The sequence below is a fragment of the Streptomyces mayonensis genome (assembly GCF_018982965.1).
GTDB lineage: Bacteria > Actinomycetota > Actinomycetes > Streptomycetales > Streptomycetaceae > Streptomyces > Streptomyces mayonensis.
Genome location: NZ_JACBYP010000001.1, coordinates 120,146 through 140,584 on the forward strand (window position 1 = coordinate 120,146; position 20,439 = coordinate 140,584).

At 68.7% G+C, this 20,439-nt stretch carries 16 protein-coding genes; 15 read left to right on the plus strand and 1 reads right to left on the minus strand.

The window, feature by feature from the left end:
• The first annotated feature begins 84 nt into the window (after positions 1-84).
• The 11 genes from HZS56_RS00520 (at position 85) to HZS56_RS00570 (ending at position 14,522) form a co-directional block, all read left to right on the plus strand.
• Positions 85-1,107, plus strand: coding sequence for a helix-turn-helix transcriptional regulator (locus tag HZS56_RS00520; RefSeq protein ID WP_216718598.1), 1,023 nt, complete (start codon positions 85-87; stop codon positions 1,105-1,107).
• A gap of 317 nt (positions 1,108-1,424) precedes the next feature.
• Positions 1,425-2,555, plus strand: coding sequence for an FAD-dependent oxidoreductase (locus HZS56_RS00525; protein WP_216718684.1), 1,131 nt, complete (start codon positions 1,425-1,427; stop codon positions 2,553-2,555).
• A gap of 58 nt (positions 2,556-2,613) precedes the next feature.
• The gene (locus tag HZS56_RS00530) at positions 2,614-4,425 is read left to right on the plus strand and encodes a CocE/NonD family hydrolase (RefSeq protein ID WP_216718599.1); all 1,812 of its coding nucleotides are present in this window, start codon (positions 2,614-2,616) and stop codon (positions 4,423-4,425) included.
• On the plus strand, positions 4,415-5,539 hold the full coding sequence (locus HZS56_RS00535) for an alpha/beta hydrolase family protein (RefSeq protein WP_216718600.1): 1,125 nt from the start codon (positions 4,415-4,417) through the stop codon (positions 5,537-5,539). Before HZS56_RS00530 ends, HZS56_RS00535 begins: the two co-directional genes overlap by 11 nt.
• Before the next feature lies 1 nt (position 5,540).
• A complete protein-coding gene (locus HZS56_RS00540) occupies positions 5,541-6,482 on the plus strand; it encodes a VOC family protein (RefSeq protein WP_216718601.1) in 942 nt (313 codons plus the stop codon).
• Positions 6,483-6,569: 87 nt separating this feature from the next.
• A complete protein-coding gene (locus tag HZS56_RS00545) occupies positions 6,570-7,469 on the plus strand; it encodes an intradiol ring-cleavage dioxygenase (RefSeq protein WP_216718602.1) in 900 nt (299 codons plus the stop codon).
• Complete coding sequence (locus HZS56_RS00550; RefSeq protein ID WP_216718603.1) at positions 7,466-8,560, plus strand: maleylacetate reductase; 1,095 nt, start codon at positions 7,466-7,468, stop codon at positions 8,558-8,560. The genes HZS56_RS00545 and HZS56_RS00550 overlap by 4 nt, the downstream gene beginning before the upstream one ends.
• A 130-nt stretch (positions 8,561-8,690) precedes the next feature.
• Positions 8,691-9,896: an FAD-dependent oxidoreductase gene (locus HZS56_RS00555; RefSeq protein WP_216718604.1), complete on the plus strand. Its 1,206-nt coding sequence runs from the start codon at positions 8,691-8,693 to the stop codon at positions 9,894-9,896.
• A gap of 192 nt (positions 9,897-10,088) precedes the next feature.
• Entirely contained in the window at positions 10,089-11,507 is a 1,419-nt protein-coding gene (locus tag HZS56_RS00560; RefSeq protein WP_216718605.1) for an MFS transporter, read from the plus strand.
• Between the two features lie 53 nt (positions 11,508-11,560).
• Positions 11,561-12,958, plus strand: coding sequence for a C-glycoside deglycosidase beta subunit domain-containing protein (locus HZS56_RS00565; RefSeq protein ID WP_216718606.1), 1,398 nt, complete (start codon positions 11,561-11,563; stop codon positions 12,956-12,958).
• Positions 12,959-13,001: 43 nt separating this feature from the next.
• Positions 13,002-14,522, plus strand: coding sequence for a GMC oxidoreductase (locus HZS56_RS00570; RefSeq protein ID WP_216718607.1), 1,521 nt, complete (start codon positions 13,002-13,004; stop codon positions 14,520-14,522).
• Between the two features lie 12 nt (positions 14,523-14,534).
• Here HZS56_RS00570 and HZS56_RS00575 read toward each other — a convergent pair whose 3' ends face one another.
• Positions 14,535-16,139, minus strand: coding sequence for a subtype B tannase (locus tag HZS56_RS00575; protein ID WP_216718685.1), 1,605 nt, complete (start codon positions 16,137-16,139; stop codon positions 14,535-14,537).
• A 231-nt stretch (positions 16,140-16,370) separates the two neighbouring features.
• On the opposite strand from HZS56_RS00575, the gene HZS56_RS00580 reads away from it, so the two are divergent.
• The 4 genes from HZS56_RS00580 to HZS56_RS00595 all read left to right on the plus strand — a co-directional run bounded on the left by HZS56_RS00580 (position 16,371) and on the right by HZS56_RS00595 (position 20,436).
• Complete coding sequence (locus HZS56_RS00580; RefSeq protein ID WP_216718608.1) at positions 16,371-17,618, plus strand: ROK family transcriptional regulator; 1,248 nt, start codon at positions 16,371-16,373, stop codon at positions 17,616-17,618.
• 144 nt (positions 17,619-17,762) lie between these two features.
• Positions 17,763-18,401, plus strand: a complete 639-nt coding sequence (locus HZS56_RS00585; protein ID WP_216718609.1) for a UbiX family flavin prenyltransferase — start codon at positions 17,763-17,765, stop codon at positions 18,399-18,401.
• On the plus strand, positions 18,398-18,946 hold the full coding sequence (locus tag HZS56_RS00590) for an NADPH-dependent FMN reductase (RefSeq protein WP_216718610.1): 549 nt from the start codon (positions 18,398-18,400) through the stop codon (positions 18,944-18,946). Before HZS56_RS00585 ends, HZS56_RS00590 begins: the two co-directional genes overlap by 4 nt.
• Complete coding sequence (locus HZS56_RS00595; protein ID WP_216718611.1) at positions 18,943-20,436, plus strand: UbiD family decarboxylase; 1,494 nt, start codon at positions 18,943-18,945, stop codon at positions 20,434-20,436. Before HZS56_RS00590 ends, HZS56_RS00595 begins: the two co-directional genes overlap by 4 nt.
• Positions 20,437-20,439 lie beyond the last annotated feature (3 nt).

Sequence of the window (20,439 nt, forward strand, 5' to 3'; positions counted from 1 at the left end):
GAAACACGCTCTCCAGGAGTCGCGGCACCGAATCGCAGTACAACGGTTGTCGCCTCGGCACGCAGAAGCACCACAGGAGTTCCGATGACGAACGCCTACGCGCACTTGCCGACGGAGCGTCCCGACACGGGCACCGAGATCCTCGGCCGTTTCCCCCTGGTGCGCTCGACCGACCCCGAGCAGTTCGTCGCGGCCATCAACCAGGCATACGGGGCGCCGACCGTGGCGCTGACCGCGCCCGGCTGCGAGGGGCAGCAGTACGAACTGCGGGCGATAGTCGGTGAGGGCTTCACCGTCGGGTACCTCCGCTCAGGTCTGGCGGTGAGCATCGCCCCGCCGGCCAGCACCGGCCCCTACTACCTCAATCTCGCCCCCAGCGGAGCCGTGCTGTCAGAGGTCGGAGACGCGCGCATCGTCAACGACCCGACCACAGCGGTGATCATGCCGGCCGGCGCCCGGCAGCGGCTGACACCGGGCGCGCACGCCACCGAGTCCATCGGGATCAAGATCGATCGCTCCGTTGTCGACGCCGAACTCACCGCACTGCTCGGCAGGGAGCCCAGGCGCCCCGTGCAGTTCGCTCCCGCGCTGGACCTGACGGGCACCGCCGGCGCCGGGATCGCGGCACTCGTGCGGTTCATGCTCTCCCAGGCCAGCCAGCTGCCCGGAGGCCTCTTCGACCAGCCGACTGTGCAACTGCACCACATCCGCACGCTCGTGGCCGCACTGCTGACCATGCATCAGCACAACTACTCCGACGCGCTGGCCCGACCGGCCGTTTCGTCCGGCCGCTCGCGCATCCTGCGCCTCGCGCTCGAGTACGCGGAGCGGCACCTGGCCGAGCCACTCACCGTCTCGGACATCGCCGAGGCCGTGGGGTGCAGCGTCCGCACACTCCACGAGCACTTCCAGGCGGGCGTGGGCGACACTCCGATGGGGTGGGTCCGCGAACAGCGTCTGCGACACGTGCACGAGGAACTGTGCACCAGCGGCCGCTCGGTGACCGATGTCGCCTTCGCCTGGGGCTTCACCCACCTGGGCCGGTTCTCCGCCGTCTATCGCAAACGCTACGGCGTCCTGCCTTCGGACACCGTTCGGAAGGCGTGACGGGAACGTGTCCCGGGCTTTCCGGGAGCTTCGTGCCGTGGGATGGCGAAGCATGCACAGAGCCTCCAGATGAGATGGACGGGGCGAGACGCTACATCGGGCACGAATTCCCCGCTATCCCGAATGTGCGGCACTGCTCCGGTTCCCGCGTAAGCGCGGCCAGAGGGGGAAGTCGCTCCTCGCTACTGCTCTGACCTGCGCAAAGAGGGCAGGGAACCTCGGCGCACGATGCGGACAGCCGCCACACGATCCGGATAGTTGTGACGCTCACGCGGTTCTACGGTCACCCCATCAAGCAATCAGCCGATGGAGGCCGAATGAATCCGCGCGACGACGCACGCCGCCAAGTCCTCATAGTGGGAGGGGGAATCGCCGGGATGACCGCGGCCATCGCGTTGGCCGACCGTGGTCATTCCGTGGAGGTGGCGGAGCGCAACCCCGACTGGTCCGTGACCGGTTGGGGCCTGAGCCTCACGGGGCCCTCGCTGCGGGCGCTGCACGGTCTCGGGCTTGCCGAACCCTGCATCGACCGCGGATTCGGGATCACCCAGATCGCGAACTGCGACGCCGCGGGCGAAGCCCGGGGCGTCATCGATCTTCCGCTGCTGCTGGGGCCCGAGCTGCCGGCATTTGCCGGTCTGAGCCGCGGGGCGCTGCACGAGATCCTGCGCGAAGCCGCATCCGCCAAGGGCGCCGTGCTCCACACGGGCATGAGCGTCGACGCCATGGACCAGACCGCCGACGGTGTGACTGTGCGGCTCACCGACGGCACCGTCCGGAACGTCGACCTGGTGATCGGCGCGGACGGCATCCGGTCCAAGGTGCGCGACATGCTCGGCATCCCGTCCCAGGCCGAGTACACGGACCAGATGGTGTGGCGCGCGATCGTGCCCCGCCCGGCATGGGCCACCATGCTGCACACCTTCGCCGGTCCCGTGCACAACGCGGGACTGATCCCGATCTCCCGTGACCAGGCATACGCCTTCGTCACGGAGAACTACGCGGACCAGGGTGTCCTTCCGCAGCACGAACTGGCCGACCGGATGCGGGATCTGCTGGGCGTGTTCTCCGGCAAGGTCGCCGAGATGGCGGCGACCATCAAGGATGCCGAGCTCGTGGTGCGCAGGCCGGTGCAGGCCGGTGTGGTGAGTGCCCCCTGGCACCAGGGCCGCGTGGTGATCATCGGAGATGCGGCGCACGCGCCGTCCCCCCAGCTGGTCAGTGGCGCCGCACTCGCGATCGAGGACAGCCTCGTGCTGGCCGAGGAACTCGGGTCGCACGAGGACGTCGAATCCGCGCTGGAAGCGTTCGAGCAACGCCGCCGGGAACGGTGTCGACTCGTGGTGGAGACCTCGGTGCAGGTGGCCGAGCTGGAGCGGGACGGCCACCACGGCGAGGCCCACAAGGTGCAGGACCGCTGCCACCAGGTGATGGCTCAGCCCATCTGATTTCGAGCCGATGTCAGCCCCGCCGCCCGGGGACCGTAGAAATGAAGGTGTACTACCCATGACCGCCTCGCACCGGCCAGTCGCGCTGCCACTGAATTCCGAGACCCTGCCAACGACTTACGACCGCCCCGCCGACTACGACGACTTCATCGCCGAGCGGGACGTGCGGGTCCCGATGCGCGACGGCGTCGAACTCTGCGTGGACATCTACCGCCCGCGTACCGAGACGCCGCTGCCCGCCCTGCTGGCCTTCGCCATCTACAACAAGGACCTGCAGGGCCCGGACATCGCGGAGACGATTCCTCCGCAGCCCTCCTGGTCCCCGCTGTGGTGCGGCCCGCAGGAGGCCGGCGACACCCGCTTCCTCACCTCCCGCGGCTACATCCACGTGATCGGCTCGCCGCGGGCCGTCGGCAAGTCGCAGGGCGGCGGGGAGCGGACGTGGGACTCCTACGACCTGATCGAGTGGATCGCCGCCCAGCCCTGGTGCGACGGACAGGTCGGCATGGTCGGCATCTCCGGCTTCGGCGCCGAGCAGATGTACGTGGCCCGACAGCGGCCCCCGCACCTGAAGGCGATCTTCCCGTTTGACCCGCGCGGCGCGTACGGCACGCTGGGCGGCTTCCGCGAGGAGTACCCGGGCGGCGTCGTCCACCTGTTCCGCTACCTCGTCTCCCACTTCGGCGTGTTCCACCAGGACAAGGGCGCGCCCGGTGAACTGACCGCCGAGAAGCACAGTCTGTGGAAGGAGGCGATGAACAACGACGACTACAAGCTCCACCCGCACCTGTACAACGTGCTGACGATGAAGGGCCAGCACCTGCCGGCCTACTTCAACGTGCTGATCGACCCGTACGAGCCCGAAGGCACCGTCGAGCGCAGCGAGCGCGAGATCGCCGACATCGACATCCCCGTCTACACAGGGTCCGGCTGGTACGCGTACACGTACAAGACGCATCTGCAGGGAGCGCAGACCTACTGGCGCCACCTCGACACGTCCTCCAAGAAGATGCTCTTCGCGGGCCCCGCCCACCTGGAGCGCCCCTTCCACGGCCTGCACGGCGAGATCCTGCGCTGGTACGACCACTGGCTCAAGGGCATGGACACCGGCGTCATGGACGAGCCGCCCGTTCGCTACTGGGTTACGGGCGCCAACGAGTGGCGCACCGGCGAGGACTGGCCACTGCCCGAGACACAGTGGACGCCCTTCTACCTCAACAGCTGGGAGCGGCTGAAGCCCACGCCCTTCACGCCTGCCTCCGCCGACGACACCGTCCCGCCCGACTCGTTCGTGCAGATGCCCCTCACTCACACCCGACAGGTGTCGACGCTTCGCTACCTGTCGGAGCCGCTGAGCGAGGACCTCACCATCGCGGGACCCGCGGTGCTGAAACTGTTCGCCGCGATCGACCAGGACGACACCAACTGGATCGTCACCCTCTCCGACGTCGGCCCCGACCCCTCGGTGCGCACGGTCCGCGAGGGCGAGCGGGACATCGATGAGAACCTGCCCAAGCGGGAGTTGACCCGTGGCTGGCTCAAGGCGTCGAACCGCGCCCTGGACGAGCAGCGCTCCACGGAATGGAAGCCGTTCCACAAGCTCACCCGTGCCGCACGCCGACCGGTCGAGCCGGGGGAGGTCGTCGAGTACGACATCGAGATCCTCGCCACCGCCAACGAGTTCCGCCGCGGGCACCGGATCTGCCTGGAGATCTCCAGCATGGACACCCCGACCGGCGTGGCCGGGGCCACCAACGCCGAGTACGTGCCGTACCACGTCGGCAGCTCCCGAACCACGCTGCATCACGTCCACCACAACACCCATTACCCGTCCCGACTGCTGCTGCCGGTGATTCCTCGTGAGCGCTGACCTGACCCGGACCCTGCACGACGCGCAGGACTGGCTCCGCACCCATCTCGCGGAGCGCCGCAACCCGTTCAATGCCATCGACGAGGCCGCGGCCCGCCGAGCCATCGACACCCTTCCCGGCACCGACCCGGTCACCTGGGCCGGGCACTGGACCGGCATCGCCGCCGACTTCGCCGACCGCGCCGGGAGCCAGGAGAAGAGCGGTGACCTGAAGGAAGCACGCGAAGCATGGTGGCAGGCCTACCAGTTCGCCTTCCTGGGCCGCTACCCCTCTCCCGTCCACCCCGCGAAGCTCGACGCCTACGTGCAGGCACGGGCCTACTTCGCACACGCGACAGCACTGGACGACCCGCCGGTCGAGCACGTCACGGTCCCCTTCGAGGGAGGGGAGAACGAAGGAGACACCGTCTCCTTCTTCGTGGCACGGCCCCGCGGCGTCGAGCGGCCGCCGGTGGTGATGATGTGGGGCGGCATCGACGTTTGGAAGGAAGAGACGTACGCCCGCGGCCGGAAGCTGCGCGAGCGCGGCTTCGCCACCCTCCACATGGACAAGCCGGGCGTCGGGCAGTCCCCGGTCCTGGCCGGTCCCGACGCCGAACGACAGTGGGACCCGGTCTTCGCTTGGCTGGAGAACAGCGACCTGGACGCGTCGCGCTGCGCCGCACTGGGGCTCTCCTTCGGCGGCTACTGGGCCATGAAACTGGCCCACACCCACCGCGAGCGGCTGACGGCGGCCGTCAACTGGGGCGGGGGAGTGCACCTCACCTTCCAGCCCGAGTGGCAGGAGAAGTCCCGCAACGCCTCCTCGTACCTCATGGACCTGATGGCCGCCCGTTCGCGGATCTTCGGCGGCCGCACCTTCGAGGACTACGTCGCGGCCTGCCCGCAGCTCTCCCTCCTTGACCAGGGCATCCTCGAACGCCCCTGCGCCCCGCTGCTGTTGGTCAACGGAATCGACGACCGGCAGAACAGCGCCGAGGACATCCACCTCAGCCTGCGCCACGGCGACCCGAAGACCGCGCGACTCTTCCCCGGCGGCCACATGGGCACCGGACCGGTCATGCCGACCATCACCGACTGGCTCACCGCCCGTCTGACCAAGGAAGGCTCCTGAGATGAGCACCGAACACCTGATCACACACCTGCGGCACATCGACATCGCGATGCCGGACTTCGAGGCCCAGCACGCCTTCTACACCGGAACGTGGGGCCTGACCGAGACCCACAACGACAACGGGGTCTCCTTCCTCGCGGCCGAGGGCTCGCCCGAGCAGTACGTGGTACGGCTGCGGCGCGACGCCCAAAAGCGCATGGACCTGGTCTCGTTCGGCGCCGCCACCCCCGCAGACGTCGACACACTCACCGAGAAGCTGATCGGCCAGGGCGTCAAGATGGTGCACGAACCGCGGCCCCTCACGACCCCCGGTGGCGGATACGGGGTGCGCTTCTTCGACGGCGACGGCCGCGTCGTCGAGGTATCGGCCGACGTCGCGACCCGCAAGCACCGCAAGATCGAGGAACGCGAGTCGATCCCCGTACGCCTGTCGCATGTGGTGATGAACTCCCCGAACCCGGAACAGACCGTCGCCTGGTACGTCAAGCACCTGGAGTTCCGGCTGTCCGACACCCTCCGCATCGGCTCCAAGGGCGAGTTCATGTGGTTCCTGCGCTGCAACGCGCTCCACCACAGCTTCGCCATCGCACGCGGGCCGCATGTCGCCCTGCACCACGCGTCGTTCGAGTTGCGCGGCCTCGACGAGTTCATGCGCGGCACGGGCCGCATGCTGCGCGGCGACGTCGAGAAGGTGTGGGGCCCCGGCCGCCACCACGCCGGCGACAACACCTTCAGCTATTTCCTCGACCCGGTGGGCAACACCGTGGAGTACACGACGGAGCTCGAACTCGTCGACGAGGACACCTGGCACCCCTCCATCCACGACCTCACCAACCCCGAGATCATCGATCAGTGGGGCACGGCGAACCAGATGAACGAGTTCGTCGCCGGCCGCTCCTTCAACGACGTCGACCCCGGCCTGTTCGTCGCGCCGCCCATGTAGGACCGCCGGCCCGCACCGCTTCTGCCAGGCCTCCCCTGCATGCGGTGCGGGCCGGCTCGCGCCCAGCACACCGACAGGAGACACCCCATGACCGGGTCCGCACCGTCCGCCGACCTCGACGAGACCACCCTCACGGACGCCACCATCGCCAGCTTCGGGGACACACCCGACCCCAGGCTCCGCAACTGCTTGTCCATCCTCGTCAAACACCTCCACGCCGCGATCCGGGAGATGGAACCGACCCTCGACGAATGGGAAAGGGCCGTCGAGTTCCTCACGGCCACCGGACACACCTGCGACGACACCCGCCAGGAGTTCGTGCTGCTCTCCGATGTGCTTGGTGTCTCCTCGCTGGTGGAGAACATCAACCACCGCAAGTCGTCCGGAGCCACCGAAGCCACGGTCCTCGGCCCCTTCCACATGACCGAGTCGCCTCGGCGGGAACTGGGGGCCAGCATCGACGAGGTCGGCAAGGCCGAGCCGTGTCTCGTCACCGGGCGCGTCCTGTCCGCCGACGGCACGCCCCTGGCGCGGGCGAGCGTGGACGTATGGCAGGCGGACGAGGACGGCTTCTACGACGTGCAACGCCCGGACGTCCTGCCGCCCGGCAACGGGCGGGGCCTGTTCACCACGGACGACGAGGGACGGTTCCGGTTCAGCACGGTCGTCCCCTCCCACTACCCGATCCCCACCGACGGCCCCGTGGGCCAACTTCTGCTGGCCACCAACCGCCACCCCTACCGCCCGGCGCACATCCACTTCATCGCGACGGCCGACGGCCACTCTCCCGTGACCACCCACATCTTCGTGGCGGACAGTCCCTACCTGGAGTCGGACGCGGTCTTCGCGGTCAAGAGCAGCCTGATCCGCGAGTTCCAGCGCATCGACGACGCGGAAGAGTCCGCCCGGCACGGCCTGGCCGGGCCGTTCGCCCATGCCGAGATCGACCTGGTGCTCGAGCCGGCCCGGGGTAGGGAGTCCGCATGAACCGGGATGTCGGTGGCGGCCACTTCACCGTTCCCGCACAGCCCACGCAGGTGGTCTTCGGCGCGGGGAGCCTGAGCACGCTCGGCGACGAACTGGCCGTATCGGTGCTCAGCCCCGTACTCCTGCTGTGCTCGAACAGCGGGCGCGAACTCGCCCACCGGCTTGCGACCGAACTTCCCGATACGGTCGTGGGCGTCTTCGACGAGTCACGCATGCACGTGCCGCGGCCCACGGTCGAGGCCGCACGGAAGACCGCCGCCTCCCTCGGAGCCAGGGCATGCGTCGCCGTCGGGGGCGGCTCGGCGATCGGCCTGGCCAAGGCCCTGGCACTCGAGGCGAATCTCCAGTACATCGCGATCCCCACCACCTACTCCGGATCCGAGATGACACCCGTGTGGGGCATCACCGAGGGGCAGACCAAGACGACCGGACGCGCCGAGAGAGTGCGCCCCGTCTCCGTGCTGTACGACCCCGACCTGACGCACTCCCTGCCCGCCGGCGTGTCGGTCACCAGCGGACTCAACGCCATAGCCCACGCCGCCGAAGCCCTCTACGCCCCCGACCGCTCCCCGCTGACCGATCTCATGGCCCAGGAAGCGGTGCGCGCGATGGCCGCCGCCCTCCCGGCCGTGGTCGCCGACCCGACGGCCGACGGGCCCCGGTCAGCAGCCCTCTACGCGGCGTGGCTCAGCGGAACATGCCTGGGTCTGACGACCATGTCCCTGCACCACAAGCTGTGCCACGCCCTGGGCGGCAGCCTGGACCTGCCTCATGCCGAGACCCATGCCGTGCTGTTGCCACACACCCTGGCCTTCAACCTGGAGGAAGCACCGGAAGCCCGTGCCCGCATGGGGCAGGCCTTGGGCCACGACGATCCATCGACGAGGCTGTGGCAGCTCAACCAGGAGCTCGAAGTACCGGCTTCCCTGCGCGAGCTGGGCGCAGACCCGACGGGCCTGGCCACGGTCAGGGAGCAGGCGCTCTCCGCGCCCTACGCCAACCCGCGCCGCGTGAGCGGCGACAGCCTCGACAGGATCCTGACGGCAGCCTTCAACGGAGAACCTCCGGAGCGGCTGCGCCCCATGGCCTGACGGAGTCACCGCGGCCCGGCAGCACTGGGCGGACACCACTGCAGGATGTGGCCAGGTGCCGCACGTTCGGGATAGTCGGGGAACCGCCGGCTTTGTAAGTTCCCGGAAACTTCACCGACATGGAGCCGCCATGAGCACCTCAGAAGCATCCGGGCGCGTAGCAGTCCTCGGCTGCGGGCCGGCGGGAATGGCAGCGGCGATGTCCATTGCGCAGTCGGGCCACGATGTCACGCTCTTCGAGCGCTTTCCCGAGGCCAAACCGGCCGGCAACATTCTCAACCTCTGGCCGCCGCCCTTGAAGGCGCTCGAGATCCTCGGCGTCGACACAGACGACCTGGGCGCGCCGTGCCGCCAGGAGCTGCGGTCCGCTCGCGGCCACTTGAGGGCGAAGGTGGAACTTCCGCCCGAGATCGAGCGCGAATTCGGGGGAACCTTCATCGGGTTGCTCCGCCCGGAGCTGTACGAGCGCATGCTCGCGGCGCTCCCTTCGGGCCTCCTGCACACGGGCCGCAACGTCGTCCGCGTCGAGCAGGACCCCGCGAAGGTGGTGCTCCACTTCGAGGACGACGCCGCCGAGGAATTCGACGTCCTGGTCGGCGCGGACGGCATCAACTCGATCGTGCGGCAGACACTCTGGAACGACGGCCCCGTGCGCGAACACCGGCTCCGCCTCATCGGCGGCTACACCTTCGCCGAGGACACCGGCGCGGTACCGGGTCAAGCGGTGATCATGCACGACCGGGCCGTGCAGGGGTCCCACACGAGCATCCGGCACAAGGGCCGGGACGGCTTTCAGTGGTGGGTGGTCGGCGCCCAAGACCCCGCAGAGCCGGCTCCGGCGGACCTGAAGGGCCACGCCGCGCGGCTGATGAGCAACTTCCCCGGTCCGATGCCGGAGCTCGTCGCCTCCACGGACAGCACGTGCGTGCAGACGTGGCTGCTCCGTGACCGGCCACCGATCCCCACATGGTCGCTCGGCCGCGTCACGCTCGTCGGGGACGCCGCACATCCCACCTCTCCGTACGCCGCCTACGGCGCGGGCATGGGCATCGAGGACGGCTACTTCCTCGGAAGGGCTCTCGCGGGCCGCAACCTGACCGACCTCGCACAGGTGGCGGCGGCGCTCACGGAGTACGAGGAACCCCGCAAGGCGCACACTGCGTGGCAGACCGAACTGGCCTACCGCAACGGGCGCCTGTTTCATCACACGTCTGCCCCGCTGCGGCCGTTCCGGGACCTGATCCTCGACCGCACCTCGTTCCTACAGCGCCTCATGGGGCGCAAAAGACCAGGATCGATACTCGAACAACTCAGCCTGATCGAAGCCCGGCGATAGCCCGCCGTCGGCGGAAATCCACCAAATGCGTGTGCCGGAATCCCGGCCTTGTTCCGCATGCCGTTCTCCTCGGCATGCCGGAAGGCGCCCGGATGGATCGCGGATTCGTCCTGCGTCCAGGCCCGGGCGAGACATCGGAATTGACAGTTACGCGTCCGAAACCGGTAACGCGACCACAATGGGGTGAGGTCAATGACCATTGAAAGCCAGGCCGACGAAGGCCGAGTTTCAACAGATGTGAACGACCGGGCATATCTAGGTTTCGGCACCAAGGCCATCTACGGGCTGGGTGACGTCGCGAGCCAGCTCGCGTGGTCGTTGGGCACGAGCTACCTCACGGTCTTCTACACGGACTCGGTCGGCCTGGCCACGGGCGCGGTGGCCGTCCTCATGCTCGCGGCGCGCATTCTGGACGCCGTCGTCGACCCCCTGATCGGCGGGCTCTCGGAGCGCACCCGCAGCAGGTTCGGGCGTTTCCGCCCGTGGATCCTGTTCGGTTCGCCAGTGCTCGCCGTCATGGTCGTGCTGACCTTCACGGCACCGTTCGGCAACGGCGGAGCCGGCTTCGGGTGGGCGATCGGGACGTACATGGTGCTCGGTGTCGTGTACAGCGTCGTCAACGTGCCCTACGGCTCGCTCTCGATGGTGCTCTCACCGTCCACGCGGGACCGTGTCGCCCTCAACTCGGTCCGGCTCATCGGGACGAACGTCGGAGCGGTGCTTATCTCTCTCGTTTCGGCGCCGCTCATCATCCAATTCAGTGGCAAGGGCGGGGCGATGACGGTCAGGGGCTACACGCTGACCGCGCTCGTCATGGGCGTGCTCTCGCTCGTGCTGTTCCTTGCGCTGTTCTTCCGCACGAAGGAAGTCGTCACGCCGGTACGCCGCGAACGCGCGACGCCGAAGTCCACGTTGACGGCATTGATGAGCAACCGCTCGCTGCTGGCGCTCGCCGTCGCCTTCCTCCTCGTCATGCTGGGCTTCTTCGGCCGCATGTCGACGGTGATCTACTACCTCATCAACAACGTGGGCAGGCCCGACCTCATCGGCCCACTCATGATGGTGCCGTCGCTGGCCGGCGTGGTTGGCATCGTCGCCTTCGCCAATCCCGCCATCGCTCGCCGCGTCGGCAAGAAGCGCCTCGCGATCATCGGTTCGCTGGGATCGGCCGCGGCACTGTTGCTGCTCACGGTCGTCGGCTGGTCGAACCTGTGGGTGGTCGTCATCCTGTCGGCTGTCTACGGCATCGCGAACTTCAGCATCGCGATCATGATGAGCATGGTGCCCGACACGATCGACGACGGTGAGGTGCGCACGGGCATCCGCAGCGACGGCACCGGCTACGCGAGCGTGAGCTTCGCGCAGAAGGTCGGAACCGCGGTCGGCGCGTCCGTCGGCGTCGCTCTGCTCGGCGCGTTCGGTTACGCCGCGGGCGCGCATCCCACAGCGGAAGTGCTGGACGGCATCAACGTCGTCGCGAACGTGTTCCCCGCCGCGGCCTTCATCCTCGCCGTGGTCCCGCTCGCGTTCTACCGCATCAGCGAGGACCGCAACGACGCCAACACCGCCCGGCTCGAAGCGATGCGTGCCTCTGCGGGCGACGACGTGTAGCGCAGGTCGTCCGCGGAGGCACGGAGAGCCGACACACTCACCAGGAGCCGAAAATGAACGAGAACCACCTCATCGAGACCCGGGGCTTCCGCCCGGTCACGCGCGACGGACGCGTGGTCGGCTTTGCCTTCGAGGCCCGGATTGGCTACTACCGCGGCGTGCCGCTGACGATCGTCAGCAACCTGGCGGTCAGCGTCGACGGAGAGCCGTGCCGCCGCGAGGACATCCGGTTCACCGTCGACGGCCGCGAGTACACCCTCGATGAGATGGCGGGCGAGGAGCAGGTGCGCTGGGAGTACGGCGCGCGGGCCACGATCAGTGTGCTCAGCGGCACGGCGCTCCCGCCCGGACCGCACGACATCCGTCTGTCGGAGACGGTGTTCCCCTCCTACATGCCGGCCCCCGGGTTCGTCAGTCACGGCGAGCGGACGATGACGATCGTCGACCCCGTGCAGGAGCCGACCACCCAGCGCCTCGGGGTGAGCCTCTACAGCTACCAGTACGAGTACTTCCTTGGCCGGATGACGCTCGCGGATGCCGTCGCGGAGGTCGCCGCGATCGGCGCCACGGGCGTGCAGTTGCTGCCTGAGCAGATGATGCCCGGCTACCCGCAGCCGTCGACCGCGTGGGTCGACGAGTGGCATCGGCTGATCGAGCTGCACGGCCTCACCCCGACCGTCATGGACACTTTCGTCGACGTGGCCCAAGCCGGTCACCGCGCACTCCCGCACGAGGAGGCGGTTGGCCGGCTCGTGACCCAGATGGAACTCGCGAAGCGGCTCGGGTTCCGGGCCATCCGTCCGACGACCGGGCCGGTCGAGGACGCCGCGCCGGAACTCGTGCGCGCCGCGCTGCCGGACGCGGAACGCCTCGACATCCGCATCCTCCCGGAGATCCACGCACCGGTACGACTCGGCGGCCCGCTCACGACGTCCTATGTCGACCTCATAGAGAAGACCGGCACGAAGCACCTCGGCTTCACGCTCGACCTCGGCGTGTTCTGCCAGCGGATGCCGCAGGCGCTGCTCGCCCAGGCGCGCCGCCGCGGGGTCGGCGAGGAGATCCTCGACTACATCACCGGTGCGTTCGCCGAGACACGACCCACCGGCGAAGTCGTCGCGCGGGTACGGGAGATGGGCGGCACCGAGGTGGCGCTGACCCTCGCCGGTCACTCCGGCGCGTTCGGCCCGCGCACCAACTCGGTCGCGGACCTGACGGCGTTGATGCCCTACGTCGGCAATGTTCACGCGAAGTTCTACGAGATCGAGGACGGGGCGGAGGCGGCGATTCCGTACGCCGACGTGCTGTCCACGATCGCCGCGAGCGGCTACACGGGCTCACTCGACAGCGAGTACGAGGGCCAGCGCCTCATCCAGGACGCCTTCGAGGTCGACAGTTGCGAGCAAGTACGTCGCCACCACGCCCTCATGCGCGGGCTGCTGCGTGCCTGAACTTGCAACAGTCCCCTTCACCCGTCGGACAGAGAGAAGCCTCATGCCGGACGTACTCATCATCGGCAGCGGTCCCATCGGATCGACCTATGCCCGCGTGCTCACGGAGGAGAACCCGGATCTCTCGATCCTGCTCGTGGACGCCGGTCCGCAGCTCACGTCCGTGCCCGGCGTGCACGTGAAGAACATCGCCGGGATCGAACGGCGCCGTCGGGCGCAGGCCATGTCCCAGTCCGAGCACGCCGATGAGGCGGAGACTGCGCGCATCATCGCCACGGAGGGCAAACCGCCGACGCCCGACACAGCCCGTCCTGGCACCGCCTATCTCGATCCGAGTGCGGCCGCCGCGATGCCGCCGACCGCGATGCACGCCGCCGCCATGTCGACGTGCGTCGGCGGGATGGCCGCGCACTGGACCGGCGCGTGCCCGTGGCCGCAGGGGACAGAAATGCCCGAGTTCATCGACCCGCAGGAATGGGACACCGCGTTGGAGCGGGCCCAACACATCCTGCAGGTGACCCAGGACGCCTTCGCCACCAGCCCCGTGGGCGAGGCGGTGTGCTCCGCGCTCGCCAAGGAGTTCGACGCCGAACTGCCCCTCGACCGCCGGGTGCAGCCCATGCCACTGGCCGTGACGGTCAAGCCCGACGGGACGCTGTACTGGACGGGCACGGACATCGTGCTTGACCGCCTCGCGACCGACCCGCCCAGCACCTTCGAACTGCGCAGCGAGACACTGTGCCGCTCCCTCCTCGTCGAGGAAGGCCGGGTGACCGGTGCGCGCCTGAAGGACCTGCGCACGGGGGAGACCTACTCGCAAGAGGCGAAGGTGGTGGTCGTCGCCTGTGACGGCATCCGAACCCCTCAGTTGCTGTGGGCTTCGGGTATCCGCCCGGAAGCGCTGGGCCGCTATCTGAACGACCACACGCAAGTCATGGCGGGGGTGGCACTCGACCCGGAGAAGGTACCGGGCGCCTACGCGGCGAACCGCGTGACCGATCCGCTGGTCGGCGTGCACTGGGTTCCGTACTCGGAGGCACACCCGTACCACGGGCAGCTCATGCAGATGGACCTCTCGCCGATCGCGCTCGCGGACGGGGCGAAGGACGACGGCACGCAGGTCATCGGCATGGGCTATTTCGTGCCGAAGGACATCTCGGCCGACGATCGGCTGGTGTTCTCTGAGACGGAGACCGACCGCTTCGGGCTCCCGCAGGTGCACACCGAATACACCCTCACCAAGAAGGACCACGCCGACATCGCGCGCGTCACGGCCGTGCAGCAACGCGTCGCCGACGCGCTCGGCCGGTTCGCGCCGGGGCGCGAGCCCATGCTCATGCCTCCGGGGTCCTCGTTGCACTACCAGGGCACGTTCCGCATGGGTGTCGCCGAGGACGGCACGTCGGTGTGCGACCCCTCCTGCCGTGTCTGGGGCTTCGACAACCTCTTCGTGGGAGGCAATGGCGTCATCCCGACGCCGACCGCCGGCAACCCCACGCTCACGAGCGTGGCGCATGCGGTGCGGTCGGCCCTGGTGATCGCTCGGTCGTTCGGCGAAGCCTGACCCGTACCCAGGTCAGCCCTGGTAGCCGGTCACTTGGGCGACCCAGGTGAGGAAGTCTCCCGGGTCTTCATTGGTGGCGTGGCCCTTGTCCCAGTAGAAGGAGTGGTCGACGGTGTCGCCGAGGCCTGCCGCGGCGGCGGCCAGGTTGGCGGACACCGTGAACGCGGTGTCGGTGTCGCTCGTGCCCAGCCGGATCCACCAGTGCTTGGAGCGGCCCGGGTTCCTCTTCCCGAGGTGGTGCATCGGGTTCATCAGATCGAGCAGCGCCGGGATGTCGCTGTCGACGCGCTTGGCGGTGAGCCCGGTGGTGTCGTTCTTCTGGCTGTAGGCGGTGAAGTGGCGGGACTCGGTGGTGTTCGAGCCGAACTCGTTGTTCTCACCGGCGGACAGGTCGAAGGCGTCGAAGGCCGGCGCGGTCTTCTTGCGCGCTCCCACGTGCGTGAGGAAGTCCTGCCACGTGAACGTCGCCTTGGTGTTCTTCCAGGTGATGAAGGTGTTCTTGGCGAGGTACGTGGCACGGTCGGAGCCGGACAGGCCCTCCAGGTACGCCGTGGCTGAGGGCTGGATGTACTGGTTGAGCAGGTAGTCCTCGTAGTTGCGGGCCGTCAGCGGGCCGTAGCCGTGCAGGCCGTGCAGCTTCAGCGACGCCTGGTACTCGGCGAACTGGGACTGCAACTGCTTGGAGACGGTCTGGTCGACGGCCTTGCCGGTGGACTGGGTGGCGTTGCTGCCCCAGTTCCACTCGTAGGCGCCGTCCGCGTGCTCCAGGTCGGTGATCGGGCACCACGCGCCCGTCGCATAGATCGCGTCGGAGGAGCGGGCCGCGCCGAGGTCCTTGAGGTACTTGTCGTAGAGCTTGCTGTCGCCGGAGGCGCCGAGCAGCGCGGACAGGGCGCCGCCCGCACTGGTGCCGGTGGACACGATCCGGTCGGTGTTCCCGGGGATGCGGCCCTTGTTGAAGCGTACGTAGCGCACGGCGGCCTTGAGGTCGACGATGGCGGCCGGCGCGGTTCCGTAGTACGTGCCGTCCGACGTGGTCAGGCTGCGACCGCGGGCGCCGGGCTCGACGACGACGTAGCCGGCCGTGAGGGCCAGCTTGGCGAGGTTGACCATGCCGTTGACGGCCCCGGCGCCGCCGCCCGGACCGCCGCCGGCACCGTCGGACGGCATCCCGCTGGGCATACCGCTCGGCATCCCGCCGGACGAGCCGCCCATGCCGGTCATCTCCAACGCGTTCTGCCCCACGCCGGTCGCCTCGGCGACACTGGAGGACATGTAGGCGCCCACCGCGTTCGCGAGGACGATGGGTGCGTGACTCGCGTCGACGGCTTTGCCGTCGACCTTCACCGGAACGCTGACACACAGGCTCTGGTGGGTGTCGTCGACCGGATGGGCGACGTAGTTGCGCGGCTTGTAGAAGCGGTAGGTCACCTCGCGGTCCGTGCCGGAGGCGTCGGCGATGGTCTCGGTCTTCTCGGTGTAGTCATCCTTGTCGAAGACCAGCGCGTCCGACGCCCCCGAGGCGTCGGATCCGCTCGCGGTGTCGCTGTTCTCCGCCTGCGCGTTCAGGGCGAAACCGCCGATGGCTGCGACACCGGCGGTGGCGCCGATCCCCATGACGACGGTCCTGCGGTTCACTGCCCTGTGCTTCACGGTTGTCTCCTCATCGCGGCAAACGCGTTGCTGCGTGTGCGGGGGTCACATGGGTCGGACGATGTGCGGCCGGGACGGAGGTACTGAGCCCGTCCCAGTCGAGTGTGCGGAACCTAGCCCATTATTTTCAATGGTTGAAAAATTAGAAGACGATGAAGGTACGCGCGCCCGCCGCGAGCAGGCAGAATCGAGGACGTGAACATCCCCGCCGACTCCGCGGCCGTCCGCCGCGGCAATCTCGCCCTGGTCCTGCGGCACATCGCCGACCACGGCCCCTGCGCGCGCACCGAGGTCGCGGCCGGCACCGGCCTGGTGCACGCCTCGGTGACCGCGCTCGTCGCCGACCTCGTCGCACGCGGGCTGGTGGAGGAGGTGGGTGCTGCCGTCACGGGCGCCCGGGGTCGGCCGCGCCGACTGCTGCGCCTGGTGCCCGAAAGGGTACGGACTACGGCTGTTCACGTGACCTGGGAGCACATCACCGTAATGACGGCGGGCCTCGCGGGCTCGCCCGGCGGCGCTCGACAGCTGGCGCATCACCAGGGGCCGTTCGGGCCGCGCGAGGGGATGGCCGACGCCATCGCTGCCGCTGTCACGGAGTCCGTGCCCGCGGCCCCCGGTGTGCACCACGGTCGCCTGGTGATCGCCATGGCAGGGCCGGTCACGGATGCACGCGCTGACGACCCCGGCCGCGGCTGGCACGCGCCGGAGCTGGCCGCGCTCGTCGCAGACCGGCTGTCCGGGCAGTCCTGCCCCGTCGATGTGGTCAATGACGCCAACATGGCGGCATTGGCCGAGCAGCACGCCCTCGCTGCGGCGGGCGACGATCCCGGCGGCACTGTCGCCTATGTCAAGTCCGACGCCGGTGTCGCAGGGGCCCTGATCATCAACGGACGTATTCATCACGGCAGTTATGGCCTGGCAGGGGAGCTCGGCCACATCCCGGTCACCCTCGACGGGCCTGCCTGCCGGTGTGGCGCGACCGGCTGCCTGACGACATACATCAGTACGCGCGCCGTCCTCGATGCCGCCGGGCTCGGCGACCTTGCCGCACCGCACGACAGTGGCGCCGCCCTGGCTGAACTCGGCCGACGCCTGCAATCCGCAGAGCCTCGGGCATTGGCCGCTCTGGATCGGGCAGGGCGTGCCCTGGGTGCCGCGATTCAGTCGATCATCGGCATGGTCGACGCCGAGCGCATTGTCCTCGGCGGTCACCTCGCCGAGTGGCTGCCTTGGCTGTTGCCGGGCATCAAGGTCCGCATGGATCCCCGCCGCGCCGCGTTCCCCACGCTTCCCGTGGCCGTCTCGCCCGGCGTCTTCGGCCCCGATGCGGCGCTGCACGGTGCCATCGCCGCGGGTCGCGCGCGGATCCTCGCCGACCCCACCGCCGTACCCGGAGGCAGGGGGAGCGGCGGTGCTTCGTGCGCGGGGTCGGCCGGAATCTGACCCTTCGGGAGCTCCCCGCTCCGTACATGCCCGCACGCCCGCCTTGAAGAAGTGGGGTAAATATGGACAAGGTGGGTGTGGCTGATTCCGCTCCTCGCCCCGGTGCGGTGGACGCCGCCCGACCCAGCGAGAACGGAGCGCCGCATGGTGGCCAGGACCGAGGAACCCACCCGATTGGTAGTCGGTGTCACCGGCGCCACGGGCATCGTCTACGCCGTGCGGGCGCTCGACATCCTGCGTGAGCTGGGCATCGAGTCCCACCTGGTCGTGTCGAAGTCGGCCGCGCTGACGCGGGCCTACGAGACGGACCTGAGCAAGGACGACCTCGAAGGACGTGCGGACGTCGTCCACCACCACACGGACGTCGGTGCGCCGCTGTCGTCGGGGTCCTTCCAGACGTCGGGGATGCTGATCGCCCCGACCTCGATGCGCACCCTGGGGGAGATCGCCTCGGGGGTGACGTCGTCGCTGGTGTCGCGCGCCGCCGACGTGACGCTGAAGGAACGACGACCGCTGATCCTGCTCGTCAGGGAGTCGCCGCTCAACCTGATCCACCTGCGCAACATGACGGCCGTGACCGAGGCCGGAGCGACCGTCTTCCCGCCGGTCCCGGCCTTCTACTCCAGGCCGTCGACGATCGAGGAGATCGTCGACCACACCGTGGGCCGTGCCCTCGACCAGTTCGGTCTGCGCACTGACGTCTTCCCGCGCTGGGACCAGGACCTGCGGGACAGCGCCCGAAGGAGCGGCCCGCAGGGCGAGCCCGCGGGGGAGGACGCATGAAGATCGGGATCATCATCGGTTCCGTCCGCGAAGGACGCAGGGGCAAGACGGTTGCCGACTGGGTCCAGGCGCATGTCACCCAGCGCGCCGACGCGGAGTACGAACTCCTCGACCTCAAGGAGTTCGGCGTCCCGCCGCTCACCTCGGCGACGGTTCCCGGTGCGGCGAACAAGCAGTATGACGACCCCCACGTGACCCGGTGGAGCCGGGCGGTGGACGCATGCGACGGCTTCGTATTCATCACTCCGGAGTACAACCACGGGGTGCCGGGGTCGTTCAAGAACGCGTTCGACTCGCTCGGCTCGGAGTGGGCAGGCAAGACGGTCGGCTTCGTCTCGTACGGCGCCGATGCCGGCGTGCGCGCGGTGGAGCAGTGGCGTCAGATCGTGGCCAACTTTCAGATGCTCGACGTCCGCGCCTGCGTGGCGCTCTCGCTCTTCACCGACTTCGCGGAGGACGCCCTCGCACCCCTGGAACGGCGCGACGGCGAACTTGCCACGCTCTTCGACCAGTTGACCTCTCTCACGGAAAGGCTGGACGCATGAGCGACAGGACCGCGCCCGCGCCGAAGGCACCGATCAAGGACCTGCGTGAGGGCATCGAGCTGCTGAAGCGGCAGCCGGGCCAGTTCGTCTCCACCTCCGTCGAGGTCGACCCCACCGCCGAACTCGCCGGCGTCTACAAGAAGGTCGGCGCGGGCGGCACGGTGACCCGCCCCACCAGGGTCGGCCCGGCCATGCTGTTCGAGAACGTCAAGGGCTACGACATCCCCGTGATCGTCGGCGTGCTCGCCGCGCGCCAACGCATCGCCACGTTCCTGGGCGCGGACGTGAAACAGCTCGGACGGCACATGCTCCATGCGATGCAGCACGCGAAGGACCCACTCATCGTCGACGAGGCCCCGTGCCAGGAACAGGTCCACCTCGCCTCCGACCCCGGCTTCGACATCCGTACACTCCTGCCCGCGCCCACCAACACCCCCGAGGACTCCGGCCCGTACTTCTGCATGGCGGTGCTGCGCGGAACGGACCCCGAGACCGGCAAGCACGACGTGACGATCCACCGGCTGTGCGTGCAGGACAAGGACGAGCTGTCGGTCTTCATGCAGACCGGGCGCCACATCGGCTTCATGTACGAGAAGTACGAGGCGATGGACAAGCCGATGCCGATCACCATCTCGATGGGCATTTCGCCGGTCGAGTACATGGCGATCTCGTTCGAGCCGCCGTCGACGCCGTACGGGTTCGACGAGCTCGAGTTCGCTGGCGGCCTGAAGGGCTCGCCCGTCGAACTGGTCAAGGCCAGGACGGTCGAGGAGTACGCCCTCGCGTCCGCCGAGATCGTCATCGAGGGCGAGATCCTTCCCGGCCGCCGCGTCGCGGAGGACCAGCACTCCGGCACCGGCTTCGCGATGCCCGAGTTCCCCGGCTACGACGGGGTGGCCAATCCCTCGCTGCCCGTCGTCAAGGTCAAGGCCGTGACCACCCGCACCGACCCGATCCTGCAGACGCTGGTCGGCCCCGGCGAGGAGCACGTAAGCCTGGCCGGCATCCCGACCGAGGGATCCCTGACCCAGGCCCTCGACGACGCCCTGCCCGGCCTCGTCAAGAACGTGTACGCCCACCCCGCCGGCGGCGGCAAGTACGTCGGGATCCTGCAGATCCACAAGCGCGACCACAATGACCAGGGCCGCGAACGCCAGGCCGCCATCGTGGCGTTCGGGGCGTTCCCGGAGATGAAACACGTCATCCTGGTCGACGACGACGTCGACATCTTCGACACCGACGACGTCCTGTGGGCGATGACGACGCGGTTCCAGGCCGAGCGCTCCGTCATCCCGATCCCCGGCGTCCGCTGCCATCCACTGGATCCGTCGGCGGACCCGGAGTTCCTGTGGACCAACGCCGACCACGGCATCTCGACGAAGGTCATCTTCGACTGCACCGTGCCCTGGGAACTGCGCGACAAGTTCGTCCGCGCCCCGTTCCAGGACGTCGACGTCACACGGTTCCTGCCCGATTGGACCGACGCCTGACGG

Excerpts from the sequence above, each read along its gene's own strand:
- HZS56_RS00520 (WP_216718598.1), top strand. The coding sequence starts at position 85 with ATGACGAACGCCTACGCGCACTTGCCGACGGAGCGTCCCGACACGGGC.
- HZS56_RS00525 (WP_216718684.1), top strand. The coding sequence starts at position 1,425 with ATGAATCCGCGCGACGACGCACGCCGCCAAGTCCTCATAGTGGGAGGG.
- HZS56_RS00530 (WP_216718599.1), top strand. The coding sequence starts at position 2,614 with ATGACCGCCTCGCACCGGCCAGTCGCGCTGCCACTGAATTCCGAGACC.
- HZS56_RS00540 (WP_216718601.1), top strand. The coding sequence starts at position 5,541 with ATGAGCACCGAACACCTGATCACACACCTGCGGCACATCGACATCGCG.
- HZS56_RS00545 (WP_216718602.1), top strand. The coding sequence starts at position 6,570 with ATGACCGGGTCCGCACCGTCCGCCGACCTCGACGAGACCACCCTCACG.
- HZS56_RS00550 (WP_216718603.1), top strand. The coding sequence starts at position 7,466 with ATGAACCGGGATGTCGGTGGCGGCCACTTCACCGTTCCCGCACAGCCC.
- HZS56_RS00555 (WP_216718604.1), top strand. The coding sequence starts at position 8,691 with ATGAGCACCTCAGAAGCATCCGGGCGCGTAGCAGTCCTCGGCTGCGGG.
- HZS56_RS00560 (WP_216718605.1), top strand. The coding sequence starts at position 10,089 with ATGACCATTGAAAGCCAGGCCGACGAAGGCCGAGTTTCAACAGATGTG.
- HZS56_RS00565 (WP_216718606.1), top strand. The coding sequence starts at position 11,561 with ATGAACGAGAACCACCTCATCGAGACCCGGGGCTTCCGCCCGGTCACG.
- HZS56_RS00570 (WP_216718607.1), top strand. The coding sequence starts at position 13,002 with ATGCCGGACGTACTCATCATCGGCAGCGGTCCCATCGGATCGACCTAT.
- HZS56_RS00575 (WP_216718685.1), bottom strand. The coding sequence starts at position 16,139 with ATGGGGATCGGCGCCACCGCCGGTGTCGCAGCCATCGGCGGTTTCGCC.
- HZS56_RS00585 (WP_216718609.1), top strand. The coding sequence starts at position 17,763 with ATGGTGGCCAGGACCGAGGAACCCACCCGATTGGTAGTCGGTGTCACC.
- HZS56_RS00590 (WP_216718610.1), top strand. The coding sequence starts at position 18,398 with ATGAAGATCGGGATCATCATCGGTTCCGTCCGCGAAGGACGCAGGGGC.
- HZS56_RS00595 (WP_216718611.1), top strand. The coding sequence starts at position 18,943 with ATGAGCGACAGGACCGCGCCCGCGCCGAAGGCACCGATCAAGGACCTG.